Annotated in this window: 15 protein-coding genes, 2 tRNA genes, 1 pseudogene and 1 riboswitch; of the genes and pseudogenes, 6 read left to right on the top strand and 12 right to left on the bottom strand. The window is 74.1% G+C overall.

What is annotated here, in order from left to right:
* The first annotated feature begins 372 nt into the window (after positions 1-372).
* From IF99_RS0126060 to IF99_RS0126050, 3 genes are all read left to right on the top strand, one after another.
* Positions 373-1,803, top strand: coding sequence for a hypothetical protein (locus IF99_RS0126060; RefSeq protein WP_030999999.1), 1,431 nt, complete (start codon positions 373-375; stop codon positions 1,801-1,803).
* A 428-nt stretch (positions 1,804-2,231) separates the two neighbouring features.
* Entirely contained in the window at positions 2,232-3,134 is a 903-nt protein-coding gene (gene trmB, locus IF99_RS0126055; protein ID WP_030999997.1) for a tRNA (guanosine(46)-N7)-methyltransferase TrmB, read from the top strand.
* Between the two features lie 206 nt (positions 3,135-3,340).
* Positions 3,341-4,792 (top strand): PrsW family intramembrane metalloprotease, encoded by a 1,452-nt coding sequence (locus IF99_RS0126050; protein WP_030999995.1) that lies wholly within the window; start codon positions 3,341-3,343, stop codon positions 4,790-4,792.
* A 15-nt stretch (positions 4,793-4,807) separates the two neighbouring features.
* Here the strand turns inward: IF99_RS0126050 and IF99_RS0126045 are convergent, their stop codons facing one another.
* The 8 genes from IF99_RS0126045 to IF99_RS0126005 all read right to left on the bottom strand — a co-directional run bounded on the left by IF99_RS0126045 (position 4,808) and on the right by IF99_RS0126005 (position 15,951).
* A complete protein-coding gene (locus IF99_RS0126045; protein ID WP_030999993.1) occupies positions 4,808-5,752 on the bottom strand; it encodes an aldo/keto reductase in 945 nt (314 codons plus the stop codon).
* Positions 5,753-6,110: 358 nt separating this feature from the next.
* Positions 6,111-7,445, bottom strand: a complete 1,335-nt coding sequence (locus IF99_RS0126040) for a M23 family metallopeptidase (RefSeq protein WP_030999992.1) — start codon at positions 7,443-7,445, stop codon at positions 6,111-6,113.
* A gap of 12 nt (positions 7,446-7,457) precedes the next feature.
* A riboswitch (cyclic di-AMP (ydaO/yuaA leader) is annotated at positions 7,458-7,596 on the bottom strand.
* A gap of 185 nt (positions 7,597-7,781) precedes the next feature.
* On the bottom strand, positions 7,782-9,053 hold the full coding sequence (locus IF99_RS31170) for a PP2C family protein-serine/threonine phosphatase (RefSeq protein ID WP_158716658.1): 1,272 nt from the start codon (positions 9,051-9,053) through the stop codon (positions 7,782-7,784).
* 848 nt (positions 9,054-9,901) lie between these two features.
* A tRNA-Met gene (locus IF99_RS0126030) sits at positions 9,902-9,975 on the bottom strand.
* Positions 9,976-10,059: 84 nt separating this feature from the next.
* Entirely contained in the window at positions 10,060-12,393 is a 2,334-nt protein-coding gene (locus tag IF99_RS0126025) for an ABC transporter permease (RefSeq protein ID WP_234340856.1), read from the bottom strand.
* 368 nt (positions 12,394-12,761) lie between these two features.
* On the bottom strand, positions 12,762-13,598 hold the full coding sequence (gene modA / locus IF99_RS0126020) for a molybdate ABC transporter substrate-binding protein (protein WP_030999986.1): 837 nt from the start codon (positions 13,596-13,598) through the stop codon (positions 12,762-12,764).
* A gap of 73 nt (positions 13,599-13,671) precedes the next feature.
* Positions 13,672-14,070 (bottom strand): TOBE domain-containing protein, encoded by a 399-nt coding sequence (locus tag IF99_RS0126015; protein WP_030999984.1) that lies wholly within the window; start codon positions 14,068-14,070, stop codon positions 13,672-13,674.
* Between the two features lie 1,146 nt (positions 14,071-15,216).
* Entirely contained in the window at positions 15,217-15,951 is a 735-nt protein-coding gene (locus tag IF99_RS0126005; RefSeq protein ID WP_030999980.1) for an SDR family oxidoreductase, read from the bottom strand.
* A 158-nt stretch (positions 15,952-16,109) separates the two neighbouring features.
* On the opposite strand from IF99_RS0126005, the gene IF99_RS0126000 reads away from it, so the two are divergent.
* From IF99_RS0126000 to IF99_RS0125990, 3 genes are all read left to right on the top strand, one after another.
* On the top strand, positions 16,110-16,775 hold the full coding sequence (locus IF99_RS0126000) for a TetR/AcrR family transcriptional regulator (protein WP_030999975.1): 666 nt from the start codon (positions 16,110-16,112) through the stop codon (positions 16,773-16,775).
* A 646-nt stretch (positions 16,776-17,421) separates the two neighbouring features.
* Entirely contained in the window at positions 17,422-18,018 is a 597-nt protein-coding gene (locus tag IF99_RS0125995; RefSeq protein WP_030999973.1) for a helix-turn-helix transcriptional regulator, read from the top strand.
* A 229-nt stretch (positions 18,019-18,247) separates the two neighbouring features.
* Complete coding sequence (locus IF99_RS0125990; protein ID WP_030999971.1) at positions 18,248-19,312, top strand: class I SAM-dependent methyltransferase; 1,065 nt, start codon at positions 18,248-18,250, stop codon at positions 19,310-19,312.
* Between the two features lie 693 nt (positions 19,313-20,005).
* On the opposite strand, the gene IF99_RS0125985 is transcribed toward IF99_RS0125990, so the two are convergent.
* The 4 genes and pseudogenes from IF99_RS0125985 to IF99_RS35200 form a co-directional block, all read right to left on the bottom strand.
* Positions 20,006-20,078, bottom strand: a tRNA-Lys gene (locus IF99_RS0125985).
* Between the two features lie 244 nt (positions 20,079-20,322).
* Entirely contained in the window at positions 20,323-21,942 is a 1,620-nt protein-coding gene (locus IF99_RS0125980; RefSeq protein WP_078655280.1) for an amino acid permease, read from the bottom strand.
* Between the two features lie 107 nt (positions 21,943-22,049).
* Positions 22,050-24,263, bottom strand: a complete 2,214-nt coding sequence (locus tag IF99_RS0125975) for a DEAD/DEAH box helicase (protein WP_030999969.1) — start codon at positions 24,261-24,263, stop codon at positions 22,050-22,052.
* Between the two features lie 346 nt (positions 24,264-24,609).
* Positions 24,610-24,830: pseudogene (locus IF99_RS35200) on the bottom strand (hypothetical protein); the annotation flags it as partial.

Raw genomic sequence — 24,830 nt, 5'->3', positions numbered from 1 at the left:
GACCGGGGGCAGGGCCGCCGGGCGGTGGAGGGCGGGGCGAGCCGAGGGGAACGGCGTCAACAGTCCGTGACCGGGGCCGGAGGGGTCGACCGGGGGCCGCGGGCGGGGCGACGGGGTTCGGCGCCGAGGCCCGGAGCGCCGGAAAGGCGCTGCCCGGCGCTGGGGGCGGCGCCGCGCGGGACCGTCGGCCGGGTGCGGGGCGCGGGCGTGGTCGTCGCCCGCCGGTGGGGCGCGCCCTGCCACGGGGAGCGGCAACAATCTCGCCATCCGGAACCGCCGCTCTTAACGCTTGGGATGCGGGGAACTACGCTGGGTTTACCAATGCCGCACGGTTATGCCGGAGCGGCGGGCGTCTGTGTCGAGGGGTGGCGCATGTCCAGGGAGCAACGCGGACCGAACGAGAAACTCGGTGCCGTCCTCGCCCTCGCGGGCATCAGCAACGCGGGGCTTGCGCGGCGTGTGAACGACCTGGGTCAGCAGCGGGGGCTGACCCTGCGTTATGACAAAACCTCGGTGGCGCGCTGGGTGTCGAAGGGGATGGTGCCGCAGGGCGCCGCCCCGCACCTCATCGCGGCGGCCATCGGGCAGAAGCTGGGCCGACCGGTCCCGCTGCACGAGATCGGCCTCGCCGACGCCGATCCGACGCCGGAGGTGGGCCTCACCTTCCCGCGCGATGTCGGCAGGGCCGTAAAGTCGGCGACCGAGCTGTACCGGCTCGACCTCGCCGGGCGTCGCGCCGGGGGAGGCATCTGGCAGTCGCTCGCCGGGTCCTTCTCGGTGAGCGCCTACGCCACGCCGGCCTCGCGCTGGCTCATATCCCCGGCGGACGGTTCGGTGGCGCGCGAGCCCGCCGCCGCGGGGCCCGGGGAAGGGGGTGACACGGCCTTCCGCGTCGGCCACAGCGATGTGCGCAAGCTGCGCGAGGCCGCCGAGGACGCGCGGCGCTGGGACTCCAAGTACGGGGGCGGCGACTGGCGTTCGTCGATGGTGCCGGAGTGCCTGCGGGTCGAGGCGGCACCACTCCTGCTCGGCGCGTACTCCGACGACGTCGGGCGCGCGCTCTTCGGCGCGACCGCCGAGCTGACCCGGCTCGCGGGCTGGATGGCCTTCGACACGGGGCAGCAGGAGGCCGCGCAGCGCTACTACATCCAGGCGCTGCGGCTCGCGCGTGCGGCGGCGGATGTGCCGCTGGGCGGGTACGTGCTCGCGACGATGTCGCTCCAGGCCACGTACCGGGGCTTCGGGGACGAGGGCGTCGACCTCGCGCAGGCCGCCGCCGAGCGGAACCGGGGGCTCGCGACCGCGCGCACCATGAGCTTCTTCCGGCTCGTCGAGGCGCGGGCGCACGCGCGGGCCAAGGACGCCCCGGCGGCCTCGGCGGCGCTGCGTGCGGCGGAGAGCTGGCTGGAGCGGGCGCGGCCGGGGGACGAGGACCCCGCGTGGCTCGGGTTCTACGGCGAGGACCGCTTCGCCGCCGACGCCGCCGAGTGCTACCGCGACTTGAAGCACCCGCGCCAGGTGCGGCGCTTCACGGAGCAGGCGCTGTCGCGGCCGACGGAGGAGTACGTGCGCTCGCACGGCCTGCGGCTCGTGGTCTCGGCGGTCGCCGAGCTGGAGTCCGGGAACCTCGACGCGGCGTGCGAGCAGGGCTCGCGGGCGGTCGAGGTCGCCGGGCGGATCTCGTCCGCGCGAACCAAGGAGTACGTGAAGGATCTGCTGCGGAAGCTGGAGCCGTACGGGGACGAGCCGCGCGTCGCCGAACTGCGCGAGCGCGCGAAGCCGCTGCTGGTGGCGCCGGCGTAGGGGCCGGGGGCGGGGGCGGAGGTACGGGACGCCGCGCGACCTCGGCGGCATGGGGTGACGCGGGATGTACGGGGCGGCTCGGCGGCCCCGTACGTCCGCCATCGCCCGACCCGCACCACCGCCCGAGCCGCACCACCGCCTGACCCGCACCACCGCCCGGCCCGCACCACTCCGCCACCGCTCGCCCCGTACCGCCGCAGGGCGCTCGCAGCACAAGGAGGGGCGCAGAAAGCGCGGGCAGCGCGAAGGAGCGCAGAGGCGTGCGGCTATCCACAGACTGTGGACAATCACACCGCCTCCGCACTCCACCCGCCTGCTCCCGCCGCCCGCCTCTGCCCACTCCACGCTCCACCCGCCCCCGCACTCCCCCGTGTCCCCTCTCCGTCCGCCTCCGTCCGCCGCCCCGGTTCCGTAGAATCGACGGCATTGTGTCCGAGCACCCCACCACCCCCGCGCCGACCGCGAGCCCCACAGCCGCCGAGTCCGCCACGCCGACCACCGAGCCCGCCCCGCGCCCCGGCCCCGAGGCCCTGCCGCCCCGTACCCGGGCGCAGGGGCGGATGTTCGTCGAGGGCGTGGGCCCCGCCGCCGACCCCTCGCGCGCGCTGGGCGAGCGCCGTATCAAGAGCTTCACGCCGCGTCGCAGCCGCGTGACCGCCGCGCAGGCCGAACACCTGCGGCAGCACTGGTCGCGCTGGGGCCTGGACGTCGACGGGCGCGACGTCCTCGACCTCGAAGCCCTCTTCAGTGGGCTGCCCGTCGTCCTGGAGATCGGCTTCGGCATGGGCGAGACGACCGCGAAGATGGCCGCCGCCGACCCCGCGACGGGCATCCTGGCCGTCGACGTGCACACACCGGGGCAGGGGCAGTTGCTCGGTCTCGCCGCCGCGAGCGGCCTGGAGAACGTGCGGGTCGCGAACGGTGACGCGGTCGTCCTGCTCCGCGACATGCTGCCCGCCGCCTCGCTCGCCGGGGTGCGGGTCTACTTCCCCGACCCCTGGCCCAAGACCCGGCACCACAAGCGCCGCATCATCCAGCCTCCCTTCCTCGACCTCGCGGCGAGCCGCATGGCGGAGGGCGGGGTGCTGCACTGCGCGACCGACTGGGAGCCGTACGCGGAGCACATGCTGGAGGTGCTGAGCGCGCACCCGGCCTTCGACAACACGGCGGCCGGGGGCGGCTTCGCCGAGCGGCCCGCCTTCCGGCCCGAGACGCGGTTCGAGGGCCAGGGGCTGCGCAAGGGGCACGTGGTGCACGACCTGCTGTTCCGGCGGAACGGCTACGAGGTGGCGCAGCCGGAGCGGGTGGGGGCCGCGCCCGAGGAGGGGTGAGCCGCGGGGGCCGCGTCACGGCCGGGGGCTGACCGCGGCGGCGCACCGCCGAGGGCGAACACGCGTTCCGGGTTCGTCTGTCGGTGCGGGTCGTTAAGGTCAAAGGTGTGAACTCTCCGCCTGCCCCGCCCGCACCGCCAGGGCTACTGACGCCGCGACGGCCGCGCTGGTGGCGACGCCGGGGCGTGCAGCTCACCGGCCTCGCCGTGCTGCTCGCGCTGTGCGGCCTCGTGATGCTGGGGCTCGTGCGGGAGGAGACGGGGACCGAGGCGTTTCTCGTGGGCCTCTTCCTCGCGGTGCTCCCGGCGCCCGCCGTGGTGCTCGCGTTCCGCTGGCTGGGTCGCGCGCACCCGCTGCCCTGGCGCACGCACGCCTTCGTGCTCGCCTGGGGAGCCTGCGCGGGGACGCTCATCGCGCTCGTCGCGAACAGTTTCGCGGCCGTGTGGCTCGCCGACGCCTGGGCGCACCCGGTCGACCCGGACACGCTCGCCGCGCTCGCGGTCGCGCCCGTCGTCGAGGAGAGCGCGAAGGCGGCGGCACTCCTGCTCGTCCTGGTCTTCCGCGGTCGCCTGATACGCGGGCCCGTCGACGCGGTGGTCCTCACGGGCCTCACGGCGACGGGCTTCGCCTTCACCGAGAACATCCTCTACCTCGCCAAGGCGTTCGGTTCCGACCGCGAGGAGGGCACGGGGGCCGCCATCACGGTCGCCACCTTCTTCGTCCGCGCGATCTTCTCGCCCTTCGCGCACCCGCTCTTCACCTGCATGACGGGCCTCGGCGTGGGTCTCGCCCTGCTGAGCAGGCGCCGCGTGGGCCGCGTCCTGCTCCCCGTCGCGGGCCTGCTCCTCGCGATGGCCATGCACGCGGCGTGGAACGGCTCGACGGTCCTCGGCCCGCTGGGCTTCCCGCTCGTCTACGTGACGATCATGATCCCCGCGCTCGGGCTGACCGTCTGGCTCGTGCTGTGGCACCGGCAGCGCGAACTGCGCACGGTGCGCGAGACACTGCCCCGGTACGCGCTCGCCGGCTGGCTCTCCCCGTACGAGCCCCTCGCGCTCGGCTCGCTGCGCTCCCGGCGCGTCGCCGCCGAGTTCGCCTCGTACCACGGGGCGCGTGCCGACGCGCGCCGCCTGCGCCTGTACGCCGCCGCCGCGACGCGCCTCGCGCTGCTGCGCTCCGACGCCGAACGCGGCCGCCGCGTCCCCGACTTCGCCCCTCGCGAGCGCGCCCTCCTCGACCACCTGTGGCGGGAGCGCGCCCTCGCCCGCCCCGCCTTCGCCCACTCCTGGCGCCTCGCGCCGCCCCGCGCCCCCCACCTCCTCCCCGCCCAACCGGCGAGCGCGGCGGCCCCAGGGGGCTGGTACGCGCCTCCGACGTGGTGGCCGCCGACGCCATCCCACGGCTACGGCCAGGGACCCGGCTACGGGCGGGGACCCGGATACGGGCAGGGCCTCGGATACGGGCAGGGGGCACCGCCGCCGTACGGCCGGGCCCCCGCCCCGTACGGCGCGAGCCCGGCCCCGTACCCCGGGAGCCCCGCCCCGTACGGCCCGGCGAAGCCCCCGTACGCACCCGCCCCCACCGGGATGCCGACGGGGACGGGGCAGCCGGCCAGGGAGGGCGCGCGCCACGACCCGTGGGCGCCGCCTCGGTCGTAGCGGAGGCCGGACCGCTCAGGCGGAGGCCGCCGTGAGCTTGTCCACCTCGGCCTGGGTGAGGGTCAGGTCGCCGAGGGCGACGAGCGCCGTGAGCTGCTCGGGGGTGCGAGCGCTGGCGATCGGCGCGACGACGGTCGGCCGCGTGGCGAGCCAGGCGAGCGCGACGGTGGCGAGTTCGGCGCCGTGCGCCTCCGCGACCTCGTCGAGCGCCACGAGCACCTTGCGGCCCCGCTCCGTTTCGAGGTGCTTGCTCGCCCCCTCGGCGCGCACGCTGCGGACGGTGGTGCCGGGGCGGTATTTGCCGGTCAGGAAGCCGGACGCGAGCCCGTAGTACGGGACGGCCGCGAGCCCGCCGCGCCCGGCGACCTCCTGGAGCCGCCCCTCGTAGGTGTCGCGCGAGACGAGGTTGTACAGCGGCTGGAGCGCGACGTACTTCGCGACGCCCTCGCGGTCGGAGAAGTCCAGCGCCTCCTGAAGCCGCTCGGGGGAGATGTTCGACGCGGCGATGGCCCGGATCTTGCCCGCCTTGACCAGTTCGTCGAGTGCCGTCAGGAACTCACCGACCTCGACCGACTCATCGTCGTAGTGCGTGTAGTAGAGGTCGATGTAGTCGCTCTGGAGGCGGCGCAGGGAGTCCTCGACCGCGGCCCTGACCGTCGCGGCCCGCAGGCCCTTGTGCGCGGGGAGCGCCCCGCCCTTGGTCGCCACGACGACATCGGAACGGTTGCCGCGTGCCTTCATCCACGCGCCGATGACGCGCTCGGACTCGCCGCCCTCGTTGCCCGGCGCCCAGAAGCTGTAGGCGTCGGCGGTGTCGATGAAGTTGCCGCCCGCCCGCGTGTAGGCGTCGAGGACGGCGAAGGAGGTGTCGCGGTCGGCCGACCAGCCGAAGACGTTGCCACCGAGAGCCAGGGGGAAGACCTCGATGCCGGAGGCACCGAGAGACCGGAGAGAAGTCATGAGGGCGTGCCACTCCTGAGACGGTGAGGAAATCCCGCGAGAGGATTTCGCCGGGTGGGATGGCGCTTGCGCGTCGGGAACGCCTGCGCCGGGGAAGAGCCTGCGGGGGAAGGACGACGTGCAGGGACGCGGGTGCCTCCGCCGTGCGGACACTCCTGCCGTACAGCCACTTCCGCCGTGCGGCCACTTCCGCCGCGCGGACGCTCTGTCTTGCGAACGCTTGCACCGTGCGGATGCTTCCGCCGTGCAGACACTTCTCCCGCCACGACACTGCCACCGCGCAGCGGCTTCCCCCGCGCAGCCGCCACCGACATGCGGGCATGTCCCTCGCGCAGTCACCTTCCGCCCGCGCACGGGCTCAGGGCTGCTGGCCGTGGTCCTGGAGCCACGGCAGCGGGTCGACCGCCGCGCCGCCTCCCGGGTGGACCTCCAGGTGGAGGTGCGGCCCCGTCACGTTGCCCGTCGCGCCGACGCGGCCGATGACCTCACCGGTCGTCACCTTCTGCCCCACGCTCACCGAGATCGAGGACTGGTGGCAGTACCACAGCTCCGTGCCGTCGTCGAGGACGAGCACGGTGCGGTAGCCGTACGCGCCCGACCAGCCCGCCTCCTGGACGGTCGCCGAGTGGATCGCCTTGAGCGGCGTACCGGTCGGCGCGGCGAAGTCGAGCCCCGTGTGGTGCCCGGACGACCACATCGAACCGCCGTCGCCGAAGTGCGAGGTGAGGGTGTAGGAGGCGACGGGGAGGGTGTAGCTGCGGGCGAGTTTCGCGAGGCGCTCGGCCTCGGCCTTCGCCTTCGCCGCGGCCTCCGCCTTGGCCTTGGCGGCCGCTTCCTTCTTCTCCTGCTCGTCCGCGGCCTTCTTCTGGGCCTGGGCGGCGGCGTCGGCGGCGGCCCGCGCCGCGACCGCCTCGGCCTGCTCACGGGCGGTGCGGTCCGCGCTGTCGGCCTGGTTCTCGGCCTGCGCGAGGATGCGGGCGCGCAGCGCCTCGCCCGCGTCGGTGGTGCCCTGCTCACGGTCGGTGGCGGTGAGGCCGGCGTTGGTGAGCGGCGCCGCGGCCGGGTCGGCGGCGATCTGTTCGGGGGTGTCGCCCTTGGCGTCGGCGACGAGCGAGCCGATGCCCGGGAGCGACTCGGCGTCCGGCAGCGCCTGCTTGAGCTGCCCGGTCATCTCCGCGACCTTGTCCGGCAGGGAGAGCTTGACCGGCGGCTTCTCCTGCGCCGAGGCCATGCCGCCCGCGCCGACCGCGGCGAGCACCCCGACCCCGAGGACGGTGGAGCTGCGGGCGAGGCCGCCGCGCTGCTTGGCGACCCGGTGCCTGCCGCGCACGGAACCGAGCGAGTCCTCGGTCGGGTTCCACTCGCCGCCCTGCTCGGGGGCGTCTTCGCCGTACGCGGTGAAACCCGCCGAGCCCGGGTAGACGTCCGCCGGGACACAGTGGCCCGCGGGGGGCGCGTACGCGGCGGAGGCGGCGTCGGCGCCGTACGGCAGGCCCGGAGCGGAGCCGTACGGGAGACCGGGGGCGGTCCCGTAGGAGAGGGCCGGGGCGGTCCCGTACGACGGAGCGGGGGCGGCGGAGCCGTGGGTCGCGCCGGGGATGTGGACCGGCGGCTGGGCCGGCAGCGAACCACCGGGGGTGAGGAGGCCGGTAGGGAAGGCGCTGGGGCCGGGGGCAGGCGGGTTGGACGCCACGAAGGCGACTCTCCTTTCCTTCCTTCTCGCCTACCGGGTTAGCTGACGGGTTCGGAGCAGGAAGGTCTCCTACGGGCACCTGTACGGGCGCCCGATTCACCCCGGAAGAGTGGTTCCCCGGTTCCCTCGCGGGATTCGGCGCACGCGCGCGGAGCCGACGCTCTCGCCGACTGGAACGACCGCGCTGCGTTATCGAACGTTAATAGACCCGCACGGGTGATTCCAAGCCGTTCCCGATGATCCTTTACGGCCACTACCAGCGGCTAAACGGACATGTGGCGAGCGATCCGGACGAGTTGACCGGTTCATCATCCAGGCCGTAAAGCCGATGGTGCGTCAGTTGTTATCGGATGACTCACGAGGGGTGATGGGCTCCGAGGCTCCGCCGGGGTCGGCCGCTCCGGGCGTGTCTGCCTCCACCGTCGCGCCAGGCGGACCCGTCGTACCGGTCGTGCCACTCGTACTCGTCGTGACGGTCGCGCCCGTCGTGGCAGTCGCGCCCGTCGTGACACTCGCCTCCGTCGCACCCGCCGGGTCGGTCGTGCCGGGGTCCGGGTCCTCGGGGCGGCGTACGGCGAGCAGGGCCATGTCGTCCGTCGTGGCGCCGCCCGTGTACCGCCGGACCTCGTCGGTGAGCGTGGTCAGCAAGGCACGCGGGTGCGGGAAGACGCGGCCGCTCAAGCGGGCGACAGGGTCGTAGAAGCGCCCTCGCGCGTCGCGCGCCTCGGAGAGGCCGTCGGTGTACAGGAGGAGGGTCGCGCCGGGCGGGAAGTCGATGATCTCCGCGCGGTCGGGCCAGGCGCCGAGTTCGCCCATGCCGAGTGGGAGCGCGTGCTCACCGGGGGTCAGGACGCGGAGACGGCCATCACGTTCCAGGAGCAGCGGTTCGGTGTGGCCGCGATTCACGAGGCGCAGTTCGGCCGCCCCGCGCGGGATCTCGGCGAGCACCGCCGTCGTGAAGCCCTCGAACGCGTCGAGGGCGCGGCGGCGCAGCCCCTCACGGGCCAGGGCGCGTTCGAGGCGCTGCGCGACCCCCTCCACGGTCGGCTCCTGCTCGGCGGCCTCGCGGAAGGCCCCGATGACGACGGAGACCGCCTCGACCGCCCCGAGCCCCTTGCCCCGCACGTCCCCCAGCACCATCCGCACGCCGTACGGGGTGTCCTGCACGGCGTACAGGTCACCCCCGATGAAGGCGTCCGCCTCGGCCGCCTCGTACTGCGCCGCGACGTCGAGGCCGCCGATCCGCTCGGCGGGCACAGGCAGTACGGCGCTCTGCGCCACGGCGGCGACGTTCTGCACGGACGCGAGGCGGCGGTCGCCGCGGCGGATGAGGAGGTTGATGAGCACGGCGAGCGCGGCGACCGTGAGCACGGTGGTCAGCTCGATGAGGAAGGGCCCGGTCGGCAGGCGCCCCCGGATCACCTGGAGCAGGCTCTCCCCGGCCGCCGCGAGCCCCCCGACCCCCGCGGTGACCCGCGACGAGGCGAAGGGCGCCGCGACGAGCGGCGCGGCGGCGAAGAACGGCGCCCCGGTGAAGGTCGCCGGTGCGAACAGCCCGAAGACGAAGCCGCCGACCACCAGCAGCGGTGGCACCACTCGCCCCAGCACCCGCACCCCCACCTCCCGCCGCGCCCACGCGACCGCTTGCTGCGGGTGGGGCTGAGGCCGGTGCGGAGGCGGAGGCGAAACGGGTTTGTAGTCCTGCCGGGGCGGGGTGTCCCAGGTGGGGGCGGAGGTGGTGGGTGCGCTGGACCCGCCGGAGGACGGGGAGGGGCTCGGGGAAGCGGGGGGCTCGGGGACGGCGGGGGAGGTCGGGTCGTCGGAGGGAGCGGCTCCCTCGGCGCCCGTACGGGGCGGCTGGTCCCGCCGAGGGTCCGTACGGCCCGCACCCTCTCGCCCGGGGCTGATCCGCGCAGGGCCCTCTGTCTCGGGGTCGCCCCCACCAGGGCCGAGCTGCCCGGCGTCGGCGTGCGACCGCTCGCGATCGCCCCGGCCGGGGCCGGCCCGCTCGGTGTCGGCGGGGGTGGGTGCTCCCTGAGAGTCGCCCCCGCCGCCGTGGGAGTCCTCGGAGCCGACAGCAGCTTCCTGCGCCTGCCCCGAATCGTCGGCGCCGGGACGGCCCTCTTCGGCATCCGCGCGAGGGCGGTCCCTCTGCTCGGGAGCGATCCCGTCCGTCCTCTCGTCCTTCGGGCTCTTCGGCGCGGCGGGGACAGAGGGGGGTCGGCCGGGGGTGGGATGTTCGGGGCGTGCGGGACCGCCGTCCCCGCCCGGCCCCGTTCCTCGCTGCCCCAAGGCTCGCCTCCCGCTGGCCGTGCGCGCGCCCGCGCCCCTGTACGTACCTCTTCCAGAGTGGCGCCGAGCGGGCGCGACCGCGACTCGGGGACGGCCGGGCGGGGCCCCTTCCAGGCATGACGAAGGCCCCGGCGCCTTGGGGGCGCCGGGGCCTTCGTACTGAGTAGCGGGGACAGGATTTGAACCTGCGACCTCTGGGTTATGAGCCCAGCGAGCTACCGAGCTGCTCCACCCCGCGTCGGTGAATACAACTGTACACCCTTCCGGGGGTGCTCCGCGCCATCGCCGGTTACAGGGGTCTTCAGAGGGCCCGAGCGCGCCCTCACAGGGGCACGAGAGTGATGTCCGTGGCCTTCACGCCGGCCCAGACCGGTGTCCCTTCCCGAAGGGCGAGGTCGGCGGCGGCCTGGGGGGTGATCTCGGCGATGAGGTCGGGGCAGTCGGGGCTCGTGAGGAGGACCCGGAGACGGCTGCCGAGAGCGGTGATCTCGGCGACGGTGCAGGCGTAGGTGTTGCGGGGGCTGCCGGTCGGACGGCTCGGGTGCAGCGCGACGGACTCGGGCGCGATGACGGCGAGCGCGGGAGTCCCCGGGGACGGGGACAGGGCGTCGGCGGGGGGCGCCACGACGAGGCGCCCGCCGGCCTCCGGGGCGAGACCGTCCGGGGTGAGGGTGCCCGGCCAGGCGTTGCGGCCGAGCATCCGCGCGACCCACGCGGAACGGGGCCGCCGCGCGACCTCGGCGGGCGGCGCGTCCTGCACCGTACGGCCTTCGTCGAGCACGAGAACGCGGTCGGCGAGCGAGACCGCCTCCACGGGGTCGTGCGTGACGAGCAGGCAGACGCCCCCGAACCCGTCGAGGTGCCGACGCAGGACGTGCCGTACCTGGGCGCGGGTGGTCTGGTCGAGCGCGGCGAGGGGTTCGTCGAGCAGGAGCAGGCGGGGGCGGACGGCGAGCGCACGGGCGAGGGCGACGCGTTGCGCCTGCCCGCCGGAGAGCTGGGCAGGGCGACGGTGGGCGAGGTGCCCCACACCGAGCCGGTCGAGGTACGCGCGGGCGGCACGTCGGGCCTCGGCGCGCGGGACGCCGTGGGCGCGGAGGCCGTAGGCGGTGTTGGCGAGCGCGCTGAGGTGCGGGAAGAGCGCACCGTCCTGCGGCACCCATGCGACGCCGCGCCGGTGCGGGGGCAGGGCGGTGACGTCGTCGGCGCCGAGGCGGAGTTCGGCGTGGGCGCGGGGGGTGAGGCCGAGGAGCGCCCGCAGGAGGGTCGTCTTGCCCGCCCCGTTGCGGCCCACGACGGCGATGGTGGTTCCGGGGTCCGCGTCGAGGTCGAGATGCGTGTAGCCGCTCAGGGTCGCGTGCAGCGCGTACGTGGGAACGGTGTCATGTGCCTCCTCTGGCGTCTCGTGTGTGGTGTCGCGGGTCTCGCCGGATGCGAGGTCCTTCCCGCGGGTGGTGGGAGCAGGTCCTCCGCCGGGCCGGGGGCACGGCCCGGCGAGAGATCGCTTGGCGGCACTTTGCCCCGTGAGGTCGCCGCGACCCCTTTTCACCGCTTCTTCACTCCAACGGGTGAAGTCGCCGCTTTGTTCGGCTTTGCGGGCACCCGAGGCGGGGTCCCGGACGTCTTCCTCTGTGACGGCGACGGCGGAGGGACGGGAGCGCGCGGTACGAGGGGCGGGGGTGGCGCCGGTCCAGCGACCGCGCAGGCCGACGAGGACGGCCATCGCGAGGGCGAGGAGCAGCAGGGACACGGAGGTGGCGGCCTCCGGGGAGTCCTGGAGGAGGAGGTAGACCTGGAGCGGGAGGGTCTGGGTGGTGCCGGGCAGGTTGCCCGCGAAGGTGATGGTGGCGCCGAACTCGCCGAGGGCGCGGGCCCAGGTGAGAGCGGCTCCGGCGGCGAGGCCGGGGGCGACGAGAGGAAGGGTGACGGTACGGAAGACGCGCGGCGGGGAGGCGCCGAGCGAGGCGGCGGTCTCCTCGTAGCCGGGGCGGAGTCCGGCGAGGGTGCCTTCCAGGCTGATGACGAGGAAGGGCATGGAGACGAAGGCGGCGGCGAGCACGGCGCCGGAGGTGTGGAAGGGAAGGACGATCCCGAAGGTGTCCTCCAGCCACGGCCCGAGCAGTCCGCGCCGCCCGAAGCCGAGCAGCAGCGCGACACCGCCGACGGTGGGGGGCAGCACCATCGGCAGCAGGACGAGCGTGCGGACGAGCGCCTTGCCGGGGAAGTCCGTACGGGCGAGCAGCCAGGCGAGAGGTACACCGAAGAGAAGGGAGAGCCCGAGGGCACCGAGCGAGACGAGGAGCGAGAGACGGAGGGCGGTGAGCGTCTCGGGGCTGGTGAGATGCGTACCGAGCTGACTCCACGAGGTGCGGGCCAGCACGCCGAGGAGCGGGATCAGGAGGAGGGCGACACCAAGGAGAGCGGGGACGAGGAGGGCGAGCGGGGCGCGGCGACGGGGGCGGGGGCGCGGGGCGCGGCGGGGGGCGCTCGGGGCGTGAGGGGCGGTGCGCGGGAAGCGGCGGGGGGCGCTCAGGGCATGAGGGGCGGTGCGCCGGGCGCGGGCGAAGCGAGGGCGGCGAGTCCGGGAGGAGCCGGGCCCGTCGGGCATCTCCCGCACCCGAGGTTCGTCCGGCACCCCGGGGGTTCGCACTGCCATGCCCTCGCCGGACACGCCGTCCGCTCCGGGCTCAGGGGACCCGTCCGTGCGGGGCGCGCCCTCGGCGCTCGAAGCCGAGGTTCCGGAGGCGGCGGGTGCGGCAGTGGTCCCGGGCCCCCCGTCCGGCCCGGACGGCCAGGGCTCCCGGTCCGCTCCGGAAACCCCGGGCTTCCGGTCCGCTCCGGAAACCCCGGGCTTCCGGTCCGCTCCGGATGCCCGGTTCGATCCGGACCGGCCCTGCATGCCGGGCGCGCCCTCCGCCCCGGACGCGCTCTCCGCCCCCGAGGCAGCGGGGGCGGTGGACGCGTCGGGCGGGGTGGAACGCCCGGCGGGGTCCGGCGTGTCGGGGCGGGGGTGTGCGGGGCCGGTCACGGCTGCTGGAAGCCCGCGTGCTGGAGGATGCTCTGGGCCTCGTTGCCGGAGAGCCAGGTGAGGAAGTCGGCGGTGGCCTCGGCGTGCGGGGAGCCCTTGAGGGCTGCGGCGGGGTAGGAGGCGACGGCGTTCTGGGTGTCGGGGATGTCGATGGCGTCGACCTTGTCGGGGACGGTCGCGGCGTCGGTCTTGTAGACGATGCCGGCGTCGGCCTCGCCGAGCTGGACCTTGCTCAGGACGGCGCGGACGTTCGGCTCCTCGGAGACGGCCTTGACGTCGAGGTGCTGCTTGTCGAGGACCTGACGGGAGTAGTTGCCCACCGGGACCTCCTTCGCGGCGAGCACGACCTTGAGCTTGGGGTCGGTGAGGTCCTTGAGGTTCTTGACCTTCTCCGGGTTGCCGTCGCCGACGGCGATGACGAGACGGTTCTTGGCGATGACGGCCGGGGCGACCGTCTCGCCCTTGAGTCCGTCCATGGTCTTGGTGTCGGCGGTGACGATGGCGTCGGCGGGGGCGCCCTGGCGGACCTGGGCGGCGAGTTCCTGGGAACCGGCGAAGGAGAACTTCAGGGTGATATTGGGGTGTTCCTTCTCGTACGTCTTCTTCGCCTCGCCGAAGACGTCGGTGAGCGAGGAGGCGGCGAGGACGGTGAGGTCGGCCTTCGCCGACTCCTTCACGTCCTTGGCACTGGAGGAGCCGGTGGAGCCGGGGTCGCGCTTCTCGGCGGTCTCGTGGTTGTCGCCGCAGGCGGCGGGGGCGCCGACGAGGAGGGCGGAGGCGAAGACCCCGGTCGTGGCGCGCCGCAGGGTGCGGGTGGTGGGCAGCGAGAACATGGCGGACGGCTCCTGACGGTGGGGCGGAGGGAGAGGGACGCTGAGGCGAGGGGGACGGGAGGCGGCGACCGGATCAGTAGCGGTCCACGTGCACGTTCGTGGATTTGACGCGGGCGGTGGCTTCCATGCCGACTTCCAGGCCGAGTTCCTCGACGGCCTCGCGGGTCAGCAGGGAGACGAGCCGGTGCGGTCCGGCCTGGATCTCGACCTGGGCGGCGACATCCCCCAGGCGAACGGCGGTGACGATGCCGGGGAAGGCGTTGCGCACGGAGGTGTACGGTTCCTCGTCCTCTCCACCTCCTCCGCCCTGGCCGACCTCGACGCACAGTGCGGCGAGATCGCGCCCCGCGATGAGCCGGCGCCCGGCGTCGTCCCGGTGGGTGGCGACCCGCCCGGCATCGGCCCAGCGCCGTGCGGTGTCGGGGCTGACCCCGAGCAGCCGCGCCGCGCGGCCAATTGTGTAGGACTGCATGTGCGGAAAACTAGAGCGCATTGGCGCGCATGTGCAAGATCGGGCGGACCTTCCCCTGGCATCTGCGGTTTCGCACGCCGGGATCGAGTGATCAGGAGATGCGAGCGGCCGGGTCCGGCGCGCGGTCCGGGTTGCGGGCCGAACAACCCGCGCAAGTCCAGCGGCCCGAAGAGCCTGAGCGGAGCGGACGGGACGGGCCCGAACGTTCCGCACCGCATGAGCGGCCAGGACAGGCCCGAGCAGGCCAAGCGACCGGCGCGGGCAAGAGGCTTGAAGGGGCCGAATATCGCGCACCGCCCGAACACTCCGAGCGGCTCGAAAGGGCACGAGCGGCCCGAGCCGGCAGGACAGGCCCGAGCGGCCCACACGTCCGGCGCGACCAAGCGACTAGACGGGCCAGCCCGAAGGCATCGGACACCCCGGACAGCACGAGCACTCAGGAGAGCCGGGGCAGCCCGGAGGGCCCGGGCAGCCCACGTACACCCGGCTCACCCCAGCCCCGGTCCGCAGACGACTAAACGCCTCCACGTGCCCCGAGCGGCAACGACAGGCCCGCGCCCGAGCGGGCCAAACCGACCCGCACCCCGAGCGGCCGGGGCCCGAGCATCTCGGCCGACCCGAGCATCTCGGCCGACCCGAGCGCCCCGGTCCGCCCGAGCACCCCGGTCCGCCCGAGCACCCCGGTCCGCCCGAGCACTCCGGTCGCCGGGGGCACACCGGACAGCCAGAGCACCTGGGCGCCCCGAACACCCCCGAGCACCTTGGGAGAACCAAACACCCCGGGCAAGCAGGGCATCCCAAAACAGCCTGGGGCACCTGGCGCACACCGAACATCCCGGGCACCTGGGACAACGCGAACAGCCCGGAAAGCCACGGCACCCCCACTGTCAGGGCACCCGAACACCCAAGGCACCCCAGGCGCCTCAAGCACTTCGCGAGCAGCGCGAGCATCCCCAGGCGCCCGAACAGGCAGGACACCCCGACACCCGGGACACCCCGGACACCCAGCGCCCAAGACACCCCAGCATCCAGAGCACCCCGCGAGCACCCCCAGCCCCCGCCCAACCCCCGGCCAAGCCACTCAAGCCCCGAGCGCCCCAAGTCCCAAGCCCCGAGCCCGCAACCGAGAGCCGACAGGCCCAGCCATCACCCCTGGACGGTCGGGCGGAGGGTGATGGCGCCGATCTCGACGTCGTGGGGCTGTTCGATCGCGAAGGCGATGGCGCGGGCCACCGCTTCGGGGGCGAGCGCGAAGGAGGGCATCGCCACCCCGGGGCCGCTGTCGGCGGTGGAAGAGGCGGAGAGGAGTTCGGTGCGGACGTAGCCGGGGGAGATCGTGGTGGTGCGCAGGGTGCCGTCCGTGGATTCCTGGCGGAGGGCCTCCATGAAGGTGCGGACGGCGTTCTTGGTGCCGGCGTAGACAGCCTGGCCGGGGACGATCTTGAGACCGGAGGTGGAGACGGTCGCGACGACGTGGCCTTCGCCCTGGGCGCGGAAGACGGGGAGGGCGGCGGCGACGCCGTGCAGGACACCGCGCAGGTTGACGTCGACCATCGCGGTCCAGGCGGCGAGGTCGAGGTCGGCGACGGGGCCGACGGTGGCGACGCCGGCGTTGGCGACGAGGACGTCGAGTCGCCCGTACTCCTCGACCGCGCGCGCCACCATCGCCTCCTGGTCACCGGGCACGGTGACGTCCGAGGACAGCGCGAGCGCCCGGCCGCCCTCGGCGCGGATCTCGGCGACGAGGGCGTCGAGGCGGTCGGTGCGGCGGGCGCCGAGGACGACGGCGGCGCCGCGTGCGGCGAGCAGCCTGGCCGTGGCCTCGCCGATGCCACTGCTCGCGCCGGTGAGGGCGACGACTTTCCCGGTGATGCCTGACATGAGGTGGCTCACTCTCGTACGGTGGGGGACGGAAGCAGAGACGGACACGTGTCCGCTTACTCTCAGACCGTACCGGACACGTGTCCGCTTGTCCATGAGCGGGGCCGTCCGCGAGTACGAGGGTGAGCGCGTCACCGTGCGCCACCGACAGGAGCACCATGCCGACCGACCCCGGCCAGCCCGGCCCCCAGTCCGAGCCGCCCACGCGCCCCGAGGCAGCGCCCGCCAACCGCCCTCCGGCCCCCGCCCTCCCGAACGACAGCCTCCCGCCCGACCGCCGCCGCGCCGACGCCGTGCGCAACCGCGCCCGGATCGTCGCGGCGGCGCGGGACGCGCTGGCGGCGGCGACGCCGGGCGAGGAGTTGCGGCTCAACGCGGTGGCCAAGGCGGCGGGGGTGGGTCAGGGCACGCTGTACCGGCACTTCGCGACACGCGAGGAGTTGCTCGCCGAGGTCCACCGCCAGGACGTCGCCGAACTGGTCGACGAGGCGGACGCCTTGCTCGGTGCGCACCCGCCGGTGGAGGCGCTCGGCCGGTGGTTCGACCGGCTCACGGCGTACGCGCGGGTCAAGCGGGGGGTGCTCGCGGCGTTGGAGCCCCGGGCGTGGACCGCGCTCACGGCACGCAGTCACGGCACCCTGACCGAGGCGATCGAGCGCCTGCTCGCGGCGGGACGGGCGGACGGGAGCATCCGCGCGGACGTGGACGCGCGTGACGTCATGATCCTCATCGCGTACCTCTCGCGCCTGGAGGAGACGGAGTGGCCGACGCGGGCGCGCCACCTCCTGGACGTGCTCCTGAACGGCCTGCGCACGCGCTCATAACCCTCGGCCTCCTCGCCGGGGCGAGGCCGCCGACACCCCTCCCTGTACTGCCCGCGCCACCTCCGTTCCCCACCGCGCTCGCCTGCGCCGGAGTCGGTCCTCCCGCTCCTCCCGCAGTGGAGGCGACAGCGAGTCGGGCGAGCGGGCCGATCGCATCGGGGGGAGTGCGGCCGGGGTGGTCGCTTGCACAGCGGAGGGGGTGACGCTGCTCCGAACGGCGCGTCGGCAGCCCGGCGAGTAACGCGGATCTGCGCCCGGGCCGGTCGCCGAGCGCGCCGAGCGACAACAGCACGGCGGCGAGCCAAGCGCGTAGATGTCGATGCCCCAGAGGATCGCGAACGGCGAGACACCGAAAGCCACCGCGAGGCCGGGCTGCGCGACCTTGAGCCCGGCAGGGAGGCGATGACCGCTATGCGCGCGATACAGACGGCGATCAGCCCAGCCCGCAATCGACGCGGAGCGTCAGCACGCTGCTGGGACGTCGCCACCTACGAAGTCCCGGCCCAGACCCCAGGGCCAGAACGCCGGAACGGGACGGCCACCCGGACACAGAGACGGGTACGAACACGGCCCCGGGCACCGACAGGCACACGGCCGAAGCGGAGCCGCCTCAAGGCTCATGCCCAGCACGCATATCCTCTCGCCCATGACGCAAGATGAGGATGACCTGGACAGTCTCGTACGCGCACGGGTCCGCGCCTTGCGCACAGCCCAGGGCTGGTCGCTCGAAGAGCTGGCCCGCCGCGCCAACCTCAGCCAGTCCACGCTAAGCCGGATCGAGAACGGCCGGCGCCGCCTCGCGCTCGACAGCCTGGTGACCCTCGCGCGCGCCCTCGACACGAGCCTCGACCAGCTCGTCGAGACGGCGTCCGACGATGTCGTGACCAACCCGATGATCGACAGCGCGCGCGGTCAGATGCGCTGGCCGGTGAAGGCCGATCCAGGGCTGACCGTCGTACGGCAGCGCCTGACGGAGCCGCCGCCGGACAAGCCGTCGAAGCTGCGTGCTCACCCGGGCCGCGAGTGGCTCGTCGTCCTCTCCGGCACGGCGACGCTGCTCCTCGGCCACCGCCGCCTCCGCGTCGAGACGAACCAGTCGGCCGAGTTCCCGACGATGCTCCCGCACGCGATCGGTACGGAGTCGGGCCCTTGCGAAGTCCTCGGCATCTTCGACCGCGACGCCCGCCGGGGCCACCAGCGCGGCGACAGCGGGGGCGGAGGAGGCGGCGGTAAGAAGCGCTGACGGCACCCCGCCTCACGCGGAGGGCGCCCCACCCAGCACGCCAGTTCAGCCCCGCCTCCCGCGCGCACCCGCCCCCTCGCGCGCCAGGCGGCCGCGCCTCGCGCGCCGGGCGACCGCGCCGCGCACACCCGCCCCCCCGCCTTGCGCATACGGCACCGGATGGCCCGCCTCTCTTGCGCAAGAGGCCAGACACCGGGCTCGACGCGCATACCCGCCGTACCGTGGCCGTATGTCGCACCCGCACCACACCTCCGAGCCCCACGCCCCGCGCGCGCCCCACGCCCCTGCGGAAGACCACGACCGCACCAGCAGCCCCGGGCCCGCGCACGACGAGGACCACAAGCACGACCACGGCCCCACGCACGGCCACGGAAGCGCCGCCCACGACGGCAACGCGGCCCCTCACCCCGCGCAGGCCGCCACCCCCGGCAACGGAAACGCCACCCCCGGAAACGGAAACGCAGCCGCCGGCAACAGCGTCACCGCCCACGACCACCACCACGAACTGTCCGCCGACCTGGCCGAGATGCTCGACCTCGACGCCGAGATCCTCGCCTCGCACATCGCCTCGCTCACGGACTGGCTGCCGCTGAGCGCCGCACCGCGCCACATCGTCGACCTCGGCTCCGGTACGGGCGCCGGTACCTTCGCGCTCCTCGACCGTTTTCCGGAGGCGCACGTCACGGCGGTCGACTCCTCCGCCCCGCACCTCCAGCGGCTCCGCGAGAAGGCGTGCGCGGCGGGCCTGGACGGGCGCGTACGCACGGTGCAGGCCGATCTCGACGCGGCCACGTGGCCCGACCTCGGCACCCCCGACCTGGTCTGGGCCTCGGCCTCGATGCACCACATGGCCGACCCGGACCAGGCCCTGCGCCATGTTCGCGAACTCCTGGCCCCCGAGGGACTGTTCGCCGTCCTCGAACTCGCCGGCATTCCCCGCTTCCTGCCTCCCGGCGACGAGGCGGCACTCGAAGAGCGCGCACACACCGCGAGCGACCGCTTCCACGCCGAGCACGTCCCGCACCGGGGCGCCGACTGGGGCCCGAAACTGACGGCGGCGGGCTTCACGCTCGCGGGCGAACGCCCGTTGGACGTACGGATCGAGGCCCCGGACAACCCGGCCATCGCCCGCTACGCCCTGGCCGCTCTGACCGTCCTGCGCGCGACGGTCGCCGATGCCCTCTCCGCCGAGGATCTGAAGGCCCTGGACACCCTGATCGCCCCCGAAAGTCTCGCTTCGCGCCGGGACTTGACCGTCCGCACCACGCGCCAAATCTGGGCCGCCCGCCCCTGACCCGTACAACCCCGATCCGACCGCAACAGCGAGCCTCCTGCCTCGTCCGTCCCGTTGCTGCCAACAACGGGGTCTTGCAAGGGACTTACTCACCCGGCCGGGAACAGCTCGTGGCCTTCGTCAAGGTACTTCTCACCGCCGCCCGCACCTTCGCGAAGGCCGACGACCAGAAACTCTGTGACCGGCCAACCGCCCAGTGCCACACCCGGACACGGGCGCCGAGACGACCACGGACACGGACAACACCGGGGATACGGCCGGCCCGACGCCGCCAGCCCGCCCCGGACCGGCCGTATCCCTCACCCGTGATCCCCCGCCCATCTACCCCTCCCCTATGACCCCACACGCGGCGAGAAGTCGGCTTCATGGGGGCGGACTCGTCGGCCCGGCTCAGCGTGAAGCCGTCCCGGACTGGTCGGCACGTTGGGGGCGTGCCCGAGGCGTCGTTCCGCACGATGCACCCCGCCCGGGGCGGGCAGGCTGCCGCACCGCTCGCGGGCGGCGAGGCGGCGCCGCCCACGCCCGCGACGGCGCTGAGCGGCCCGGCGGCGAGCACGAGCGCAGCGACCGGCGCCCGCGCTTTCCCGGCCGGACGCCACCGCCCCCAAGGCACCCCCGCGCAAGCCCCCTTCAGCGCCGCCACGAACGCCGAACGCCCCAGGCCGGAAGTTCCTGACCTGGGGCGTATGCGCGTAGACCGTGTGGGACTCGAACCCACAACCAATGGATTAAAAGTCCACTGCTCTGCCAATTGAGCTAACGGTCCCAGTGGTGCTCCCCCGAGCATAGCCCCCCGGCCGCGCGAGGCCGATTCGGTACGCGCTTCGGGGCGGTGGCGGGGCCGGACGAGGCGGAAGGCGCGGGGCACGCGGGGCACGCTCCCCCAGGGGAACCGCGGCCTCCGCTCCCGCCAGACCCCCGCGCCGGCCGCACCCCCCACCGGGCCCCCGCCCCCGCGAGCCCCCCACACCCCTCACAGACCCCGCAGCCCCCCCCTCCCCCGCACCCCCTCAGTCCTCCGCCGTCGGTCCCTTCCCCCGCAGGAACCACTTCCGGGCCGAGGCGAGCCACCACGTCGCCGCGAAGCCCAGGACGACCAGGACCGCGACCGGGGCGTAGTTGAAGGTCTCGACCGTGACCGGGGAGACCTGCGGGAGCATGAACAGGAGCGTGATCACGAGGACCCACGTCACCGCCGCGATGCCGACCGGGCGGGACCAGCGGCCCAGGTGCCAGGGGCCGCGGGCGAAGTCGTCGCCGCGGCGCAGGCGGAGCAGGGTCGGGACGACATAGGCGATGTAGAGGCCGATCACGGCGATGGAGGTCACGGCCGCGTACGCCGTCTCGTTGATCAGGTACGGCAGGCCCAGGGCGAGGGCGCCGAGCGCGGCGAGCCAGACGGCCGCGACGGGGGTGCGGGTGCGGGGGCTCACCGTGCGCCACAGGCGCGAGAAGGGGAGCGCGTTGTCGCGCGAGAAGGCGTAGATCATGCGGCTGTTGGCGGTCACGGAGGCCATGCCGCAGAAGAGCTGCGCGCCGATCACGACGAGGAGCAGGAGCTTGCCGCCGGTCGCGCCGACCGCGTCCAGGAGGATCTGGGCGGGCGGCGCCCCGGTGGGCGAGTTCCTGGCGGCCTCGTACGACTGGATCGCGTACGTGAAGCCGAGCAGCAGCACGAAGCCCGCGATCCACGAGGTCCAGATCGACCGCACGATGCCCTTCGGGCCCGCCGTGGCCGCGTCGTGCGTCTCCTCGGTCATGTGGGCGGAGGCGTCGTAGCCGGTGAAGGTGTACTGCGCCATGAGCAGGCCGATCAGGACGACGTAGGCGCCGCTCCCGAAGCCCGTGTGGTTCTCGAAGTGCGTGAAGACGTACGTCGTCGACTGGTGGTGGTCGGGTACGAGCGCGAGCGCCCCGACGATGACGGCGACGCCCGCGACGTGCCACCACACGCTGACGTTGTTGAGCAGCCCGACGATGCGGACGCCGAAGGTGTTGAGGAGGCCGTGCAGGACGAGGATCGCGGCGAAGAGGAGGATCGTCCGGCCGGGGGTCACCCCGAAGCCGAACTCCAGGTTGAGGTACGCGGCGAGGAAGTTCGCCGCGCCGAAGTCGATGCCCGCCGTCACGGCGACCTGCCCGAGCACGTTGAACCAGCCCGTGAACCACGCCCAGGCGGCGGCCGAGCGCTCCGGTGCGAGGCGGTGCGCCCAGAAGTACAGCCCGGCGGAGGTCGGGTACGCCGAACAGATCTCCGCCATCGCGAGCCCGACGAGCAGGGTCATCGCGCCCACGGCGACCCAGCCCCACGTGATGAGCGCGGGCCCGCCCGTGTTCATGCCGAAGAGGTAGAGGGTCAGGCAGCCGGAGAGGACCGAGATGATCGTGAAGGAGACCGCGTAGTTGGAGAACGCGGACATGCGGCGCGCGAGGACCTGCGTGTAGCCGAGTTCGGCGAGCCGCGCCTCGTCGGAGGAGGCGGAGGCGGAGGCGGAGGCGTCGCGGGAGTTCCCGGAAGCCGCGTCGGGCGGTGTCTCGGGGGCCGCGTCGGGGGAGGTGCCGGAGGAGGCGTCGGACAGGCCGGTGGGCTCCGGGGGCGGTTTCTCGCCACTCGCTGCTGTGTTTGTCATGTGCGCAGCGATGCCCCACCCGCAGCCCGGTCAACCCCCTTGCGAGGGACGGGAATTGCCGAGGGCCCGTACGGAAGTTCCGTACGGGCCCTCGGTCGTGGCCTCACTCAGCCGTTGCGCTTCCAGCGCGGCTTGTCGTCGCGGCGGGGGCCGAACGAGGAGCCGGCGCCGCGGTCGTCACGACGGCCGTAGGGGCGGTCGCCCGTGCCGCGGTGGTCGCGGTTGTACGGACGGTCGCTGCCGCCGCGGTGCTGCGGGCGGCCGGCGTCGCGCTGGCCGCCGCGGTCGCGGTCGAAGCCGCGCCCGCCACGGTCGTCCCGGCGCTCGAAGCCACGGCCACCGCGCTCGTCACGGCGGTCGTTGTCCCGGCGGAAACCGGGGCGGTCGTCGCGGCGGTACGAGGGACGGTCACCGTCGCGGCGGTCGTCACGTCGGTCGCGGTCGAAGCCGCGGCCCCCGCGGTCGTCGCGGCGCTCGAAGCCACGGCCACCGCGCTCGTCACGACGGTCGTACGAGCGGTGCTCGCGGTCCCCGCCCCGGTTGCCGAAGCCGCCGCGGTCGTCGCGCCGCTCGAAGCCGCGCCCGCCACGGTCGTCGCGGCGGTCGTTGTCCCGGCGGAAGGAGGGGCGGTCGTCCCGGTCGCGGCGGTCGTCGCGCCGGTCGTTGCCCCGGTACGAGGGCCGCTCGTCGCGGTCGCGGTCGTACGAGCGGCGCTCGGCGACGGGCGCGGGCTCGGCGGCGGCCACGGGGGCCTGCTCCGCACCGGCCGCGGCCTGCTCCGTGCCCGACTCTGTGCCCTCGGCGACCACCGTCGGGGCCGGGGGCTCCTCGCCGCGCTCGCGCGCCGCACGGGCTACGAGGCGGTCGGCCTCGGCGCGGTACTCACCGGCGCGGCGCTTGGCGCGCTCCAGCTCGCGGGTCAGGTCCTCGACCTCGCGCTCGGCCTGCTTGGCGGACTGGCCCGCCGACTCGGCCTGGACCTCGGTCATCGAGCGGGCGCCCGTGATCTCGGCGAGCTCGGCGTCGAAGACGGCGCTGCCGATCTGGTGGCGCGCGGCGTCGACGCCCGCGTCCTCCATGAGGCGGAAGATCTGGCGGCGCTGGTGCGGCAGCGAGAGCGAGACGACGGTGCCGGAGCGACCGGCGCGGGCGGTGCGGCCCGAGCGGTGCAGGTAGTCCTTGTGGTCGCCCGCCGGGTCGACGTTGAGGACGAGGTCGATCCCGTCGACGTGGATGCCGCGCGCGGCGACGTCGGTGGCGACGAGGACGTTGACGTAGCCGTCCTTGAAGTCGGCGAGGACCCGGGTGCGGGCGCCCTGCGTCATGCCGCCGTGCAGGGCGTCCGCCTTCACGCCCGCGTCGCGCAGCTGCTCGGCGACGCGGTCGGCGCCGAGCTGGGTGCGGACGAAGATGATGGTGCGGCCCTTGCGGGAGGCGATCGCGGCGGTGACGGGGGCCTTGTCGCGCGGCTTCACGATGAGGATGTGGTGGCTCATCGTGGTGACGGCGCCCTGGGCGGCGTCGACCTCGTGGGCGACCGGGTTGACGAGGTAGCGCTTCACGAGCGCGTCGATCTCGTTCTCCAGCGTCGCGGAGAAGAGCATCCGCTGGCCGCCGGCCGGGACCTGGTCGAGCAGTTCGGTGACCTCGGGCATGAAGCCGAGGTCGGCCATCTGGTCGGCCTCGTCGAGGATCGCGATCTGCACCTTCTCCAGGGAGCAGGCGCCGCGGTTGATGAGGTCGCGCAGGCGGCCGGGGGTGGCGACGAGGATGTCGACGCCGCGCTCCAGGGCGTAGATCTGGTTGCCCATGGACGTACCGCCGCAGACGACCTTCATGCGGAGGTCGAGGACGTCGCCGTAGGGCTGGAGGGCGTCGGCGACCTGCATCGCCAGCTCGCGGGTCGGCGTGAGAATGACGCCGCGCGGCTTCTTCTTGTCGGTGAAGCCGCCGGCGAGCCGCGCCAGGAGCGGCAGGCCGAAGGAGAGGGTCTTGCCGGAGCCGGTACGGCCGCGGCCGAGGATGTCCTTGCCCGCGAGAGCGTCGGGGATCGTCGCGGCCTGGATCGGGAACGGGCTGGTCACACCGTTCTGCGCGAGCTTGCGGACGATGTTCTCGGGCAGGCCCAGCTCGTCGAAGCCGGGGACCTTCTCGGCGGGGGCCTCAGCGGCCTGCGTGTTCTCGGCGCCCTCGGGGGCCGCGTCCACCGCGTCGACGGTCTCGGCCGTCGGCTGCGCGGGGGCGGTCAGCTCGGGGGTGGTGTCGGCGGGCGCCTGGTCGGACGCGGGCACGACAGAGTGGTCGGACGTGGAAACAGACATGTGAAACGCGAAACCTTCCGGAGTTTCGGCACGTGCCCCAGCTCCGTGTACGCGCAGACGACCGCCTCAGTGCGATCCAGCTACGGCAAGGAAGGTACGCGCCACACGCGGCGCTCTTAGATCAGCGCCGGGCACAGGGATGAAAAACGAACAGCGGATGAAACGATCTGCCACCATACGCACCGTGCTCACCCACTGGCAAACCAGCCGGTCAGACGGGTACGAGAGCAGCTTTCAGCAGTCGGTGACAGGGCTTTCGGGACGCCTGAGCCCTCGGCTCGTACGGAGGCGGCGGAGGGACCGCGGCGGGTCCTCGCCGGTGACGCCGTACGGGACTGAGGGACGCCTAGGGCGCGGGCGTGTACTGGTCCGAACGCGCGGCACCGCCGCCTTGTTCCCGCTCGTCGGACTGATCCGGCGCGCGCTGCTCGCGCTGGTGGGTGCGGACCGCGTCCCCGTCCTCGCCGGGGTCGCTCTCCTGCGGCTCCCCGGGCGTGTCGCTGGGCTCGGGCGCCGGAGGGGCGGACGTGGGGGGCGCGGGGGGACTGGTCCTGGTGGGCGTGGGGT

Source organism: Streptomyces sp. NRRL F-5630, from assembly GCF_000719475.1.
In the GTDB taxonomy this organism is placed as follows: Bacteria; Actinomycetota; Actinomycetes; order Streptomycetales; family Streptomycetaceae; genus Streptomyces.
Note: the sequence above shows the minus strand (reverse complement) of the source record. Positions and strands in the feature narration are given on the sequence as shown.

What these genes read in the sequence shown, in the direction of transcription:
- IF99_RS0125990 (WP_030999971.1), top strand. Translation starts at nt 18,248, where the DNA reads ATGTCGCACCCGCACCACACCTCCGAGCCCCACGCCCCGCGCGCGCCC.
- IF99_RS0125980 (WP_078655280.1), bottom strand. Translation starts at nt 21,942, where the DNA reads ATGACAAACACAGCAGCGAGTGGCGAGAAACCGCCCCCGGAGCCCACC.
- IF99_RS0126025 (WP_234340856.1), bottom strand. Translation starts at nt 12,393, where the DNA reads ATGGCAGTGCGAACCCCCGGGGTGCCGGACGAACCTCGGGTGCGGGAG.
- IF99_RS0126015 (WP_030999984.1), bottom strand. Translation starts at nt 14,070, where the DNA reads ATGCAGTCCTACACAATTGGCCGCGCGGCGCGGCTGCTCGGGGTCAGC.
- IF99_RS0126000 (WP_030999975.1), top strand. Translation starts at nt 16,110, where the DNA reads ATGCCGACCGACCCCGGCCAGCCCGGCCCCCAGTCCGAGCCGCCCACG.
- IF99_RS0125995 (WP_030999973.1), top strand. Translation starts at nt 17,422, where the DNA reads ATGACGCAAGATGAGGATGACCTGGACAGTCTCGTACGCGCACGGGTC.
- IF99_RS0126060 (WP_030999999.1), top strand. Translation starts at nt 373, where the DNA reads ATGTCCAGGGAGCAACGCGGACCGAACGAGAAACTCGGTGCCGTCCTC.
- modA (WP_030999986.1), bottom strand. Translation starts at nt 13,598, where the DNA reads ATGTTCTCGCTGCCCACCACCCGCACCCTGCGGCGCGCCACGACCGGG.
- IF99_RS0125975 (WP_030999969.1), bottom strand. Translation starts at nt 24,263, where the DNA reads ATGTCTGTTTCCACGTCCGACCACTCTGTCGTGCCCGCGTCCGACCAG.
- IF99_RS0126045 (WP_030999993.1), bottom strand. Translation starts at nt 5,752, where the DNA reads ATGACTTCTCTCCGGTCTCTCGGTGCCTCCGGCATCGAGGTCTTCCCC.
- IF99_RS0126005 (WP_030999980.1), bottom strand. Translation starts at nt 15,951, where the DNA reads ATGTCAGGCATCACCGGGAAAGTCGTCGCCCTCACCGGCGCGAGCAGT.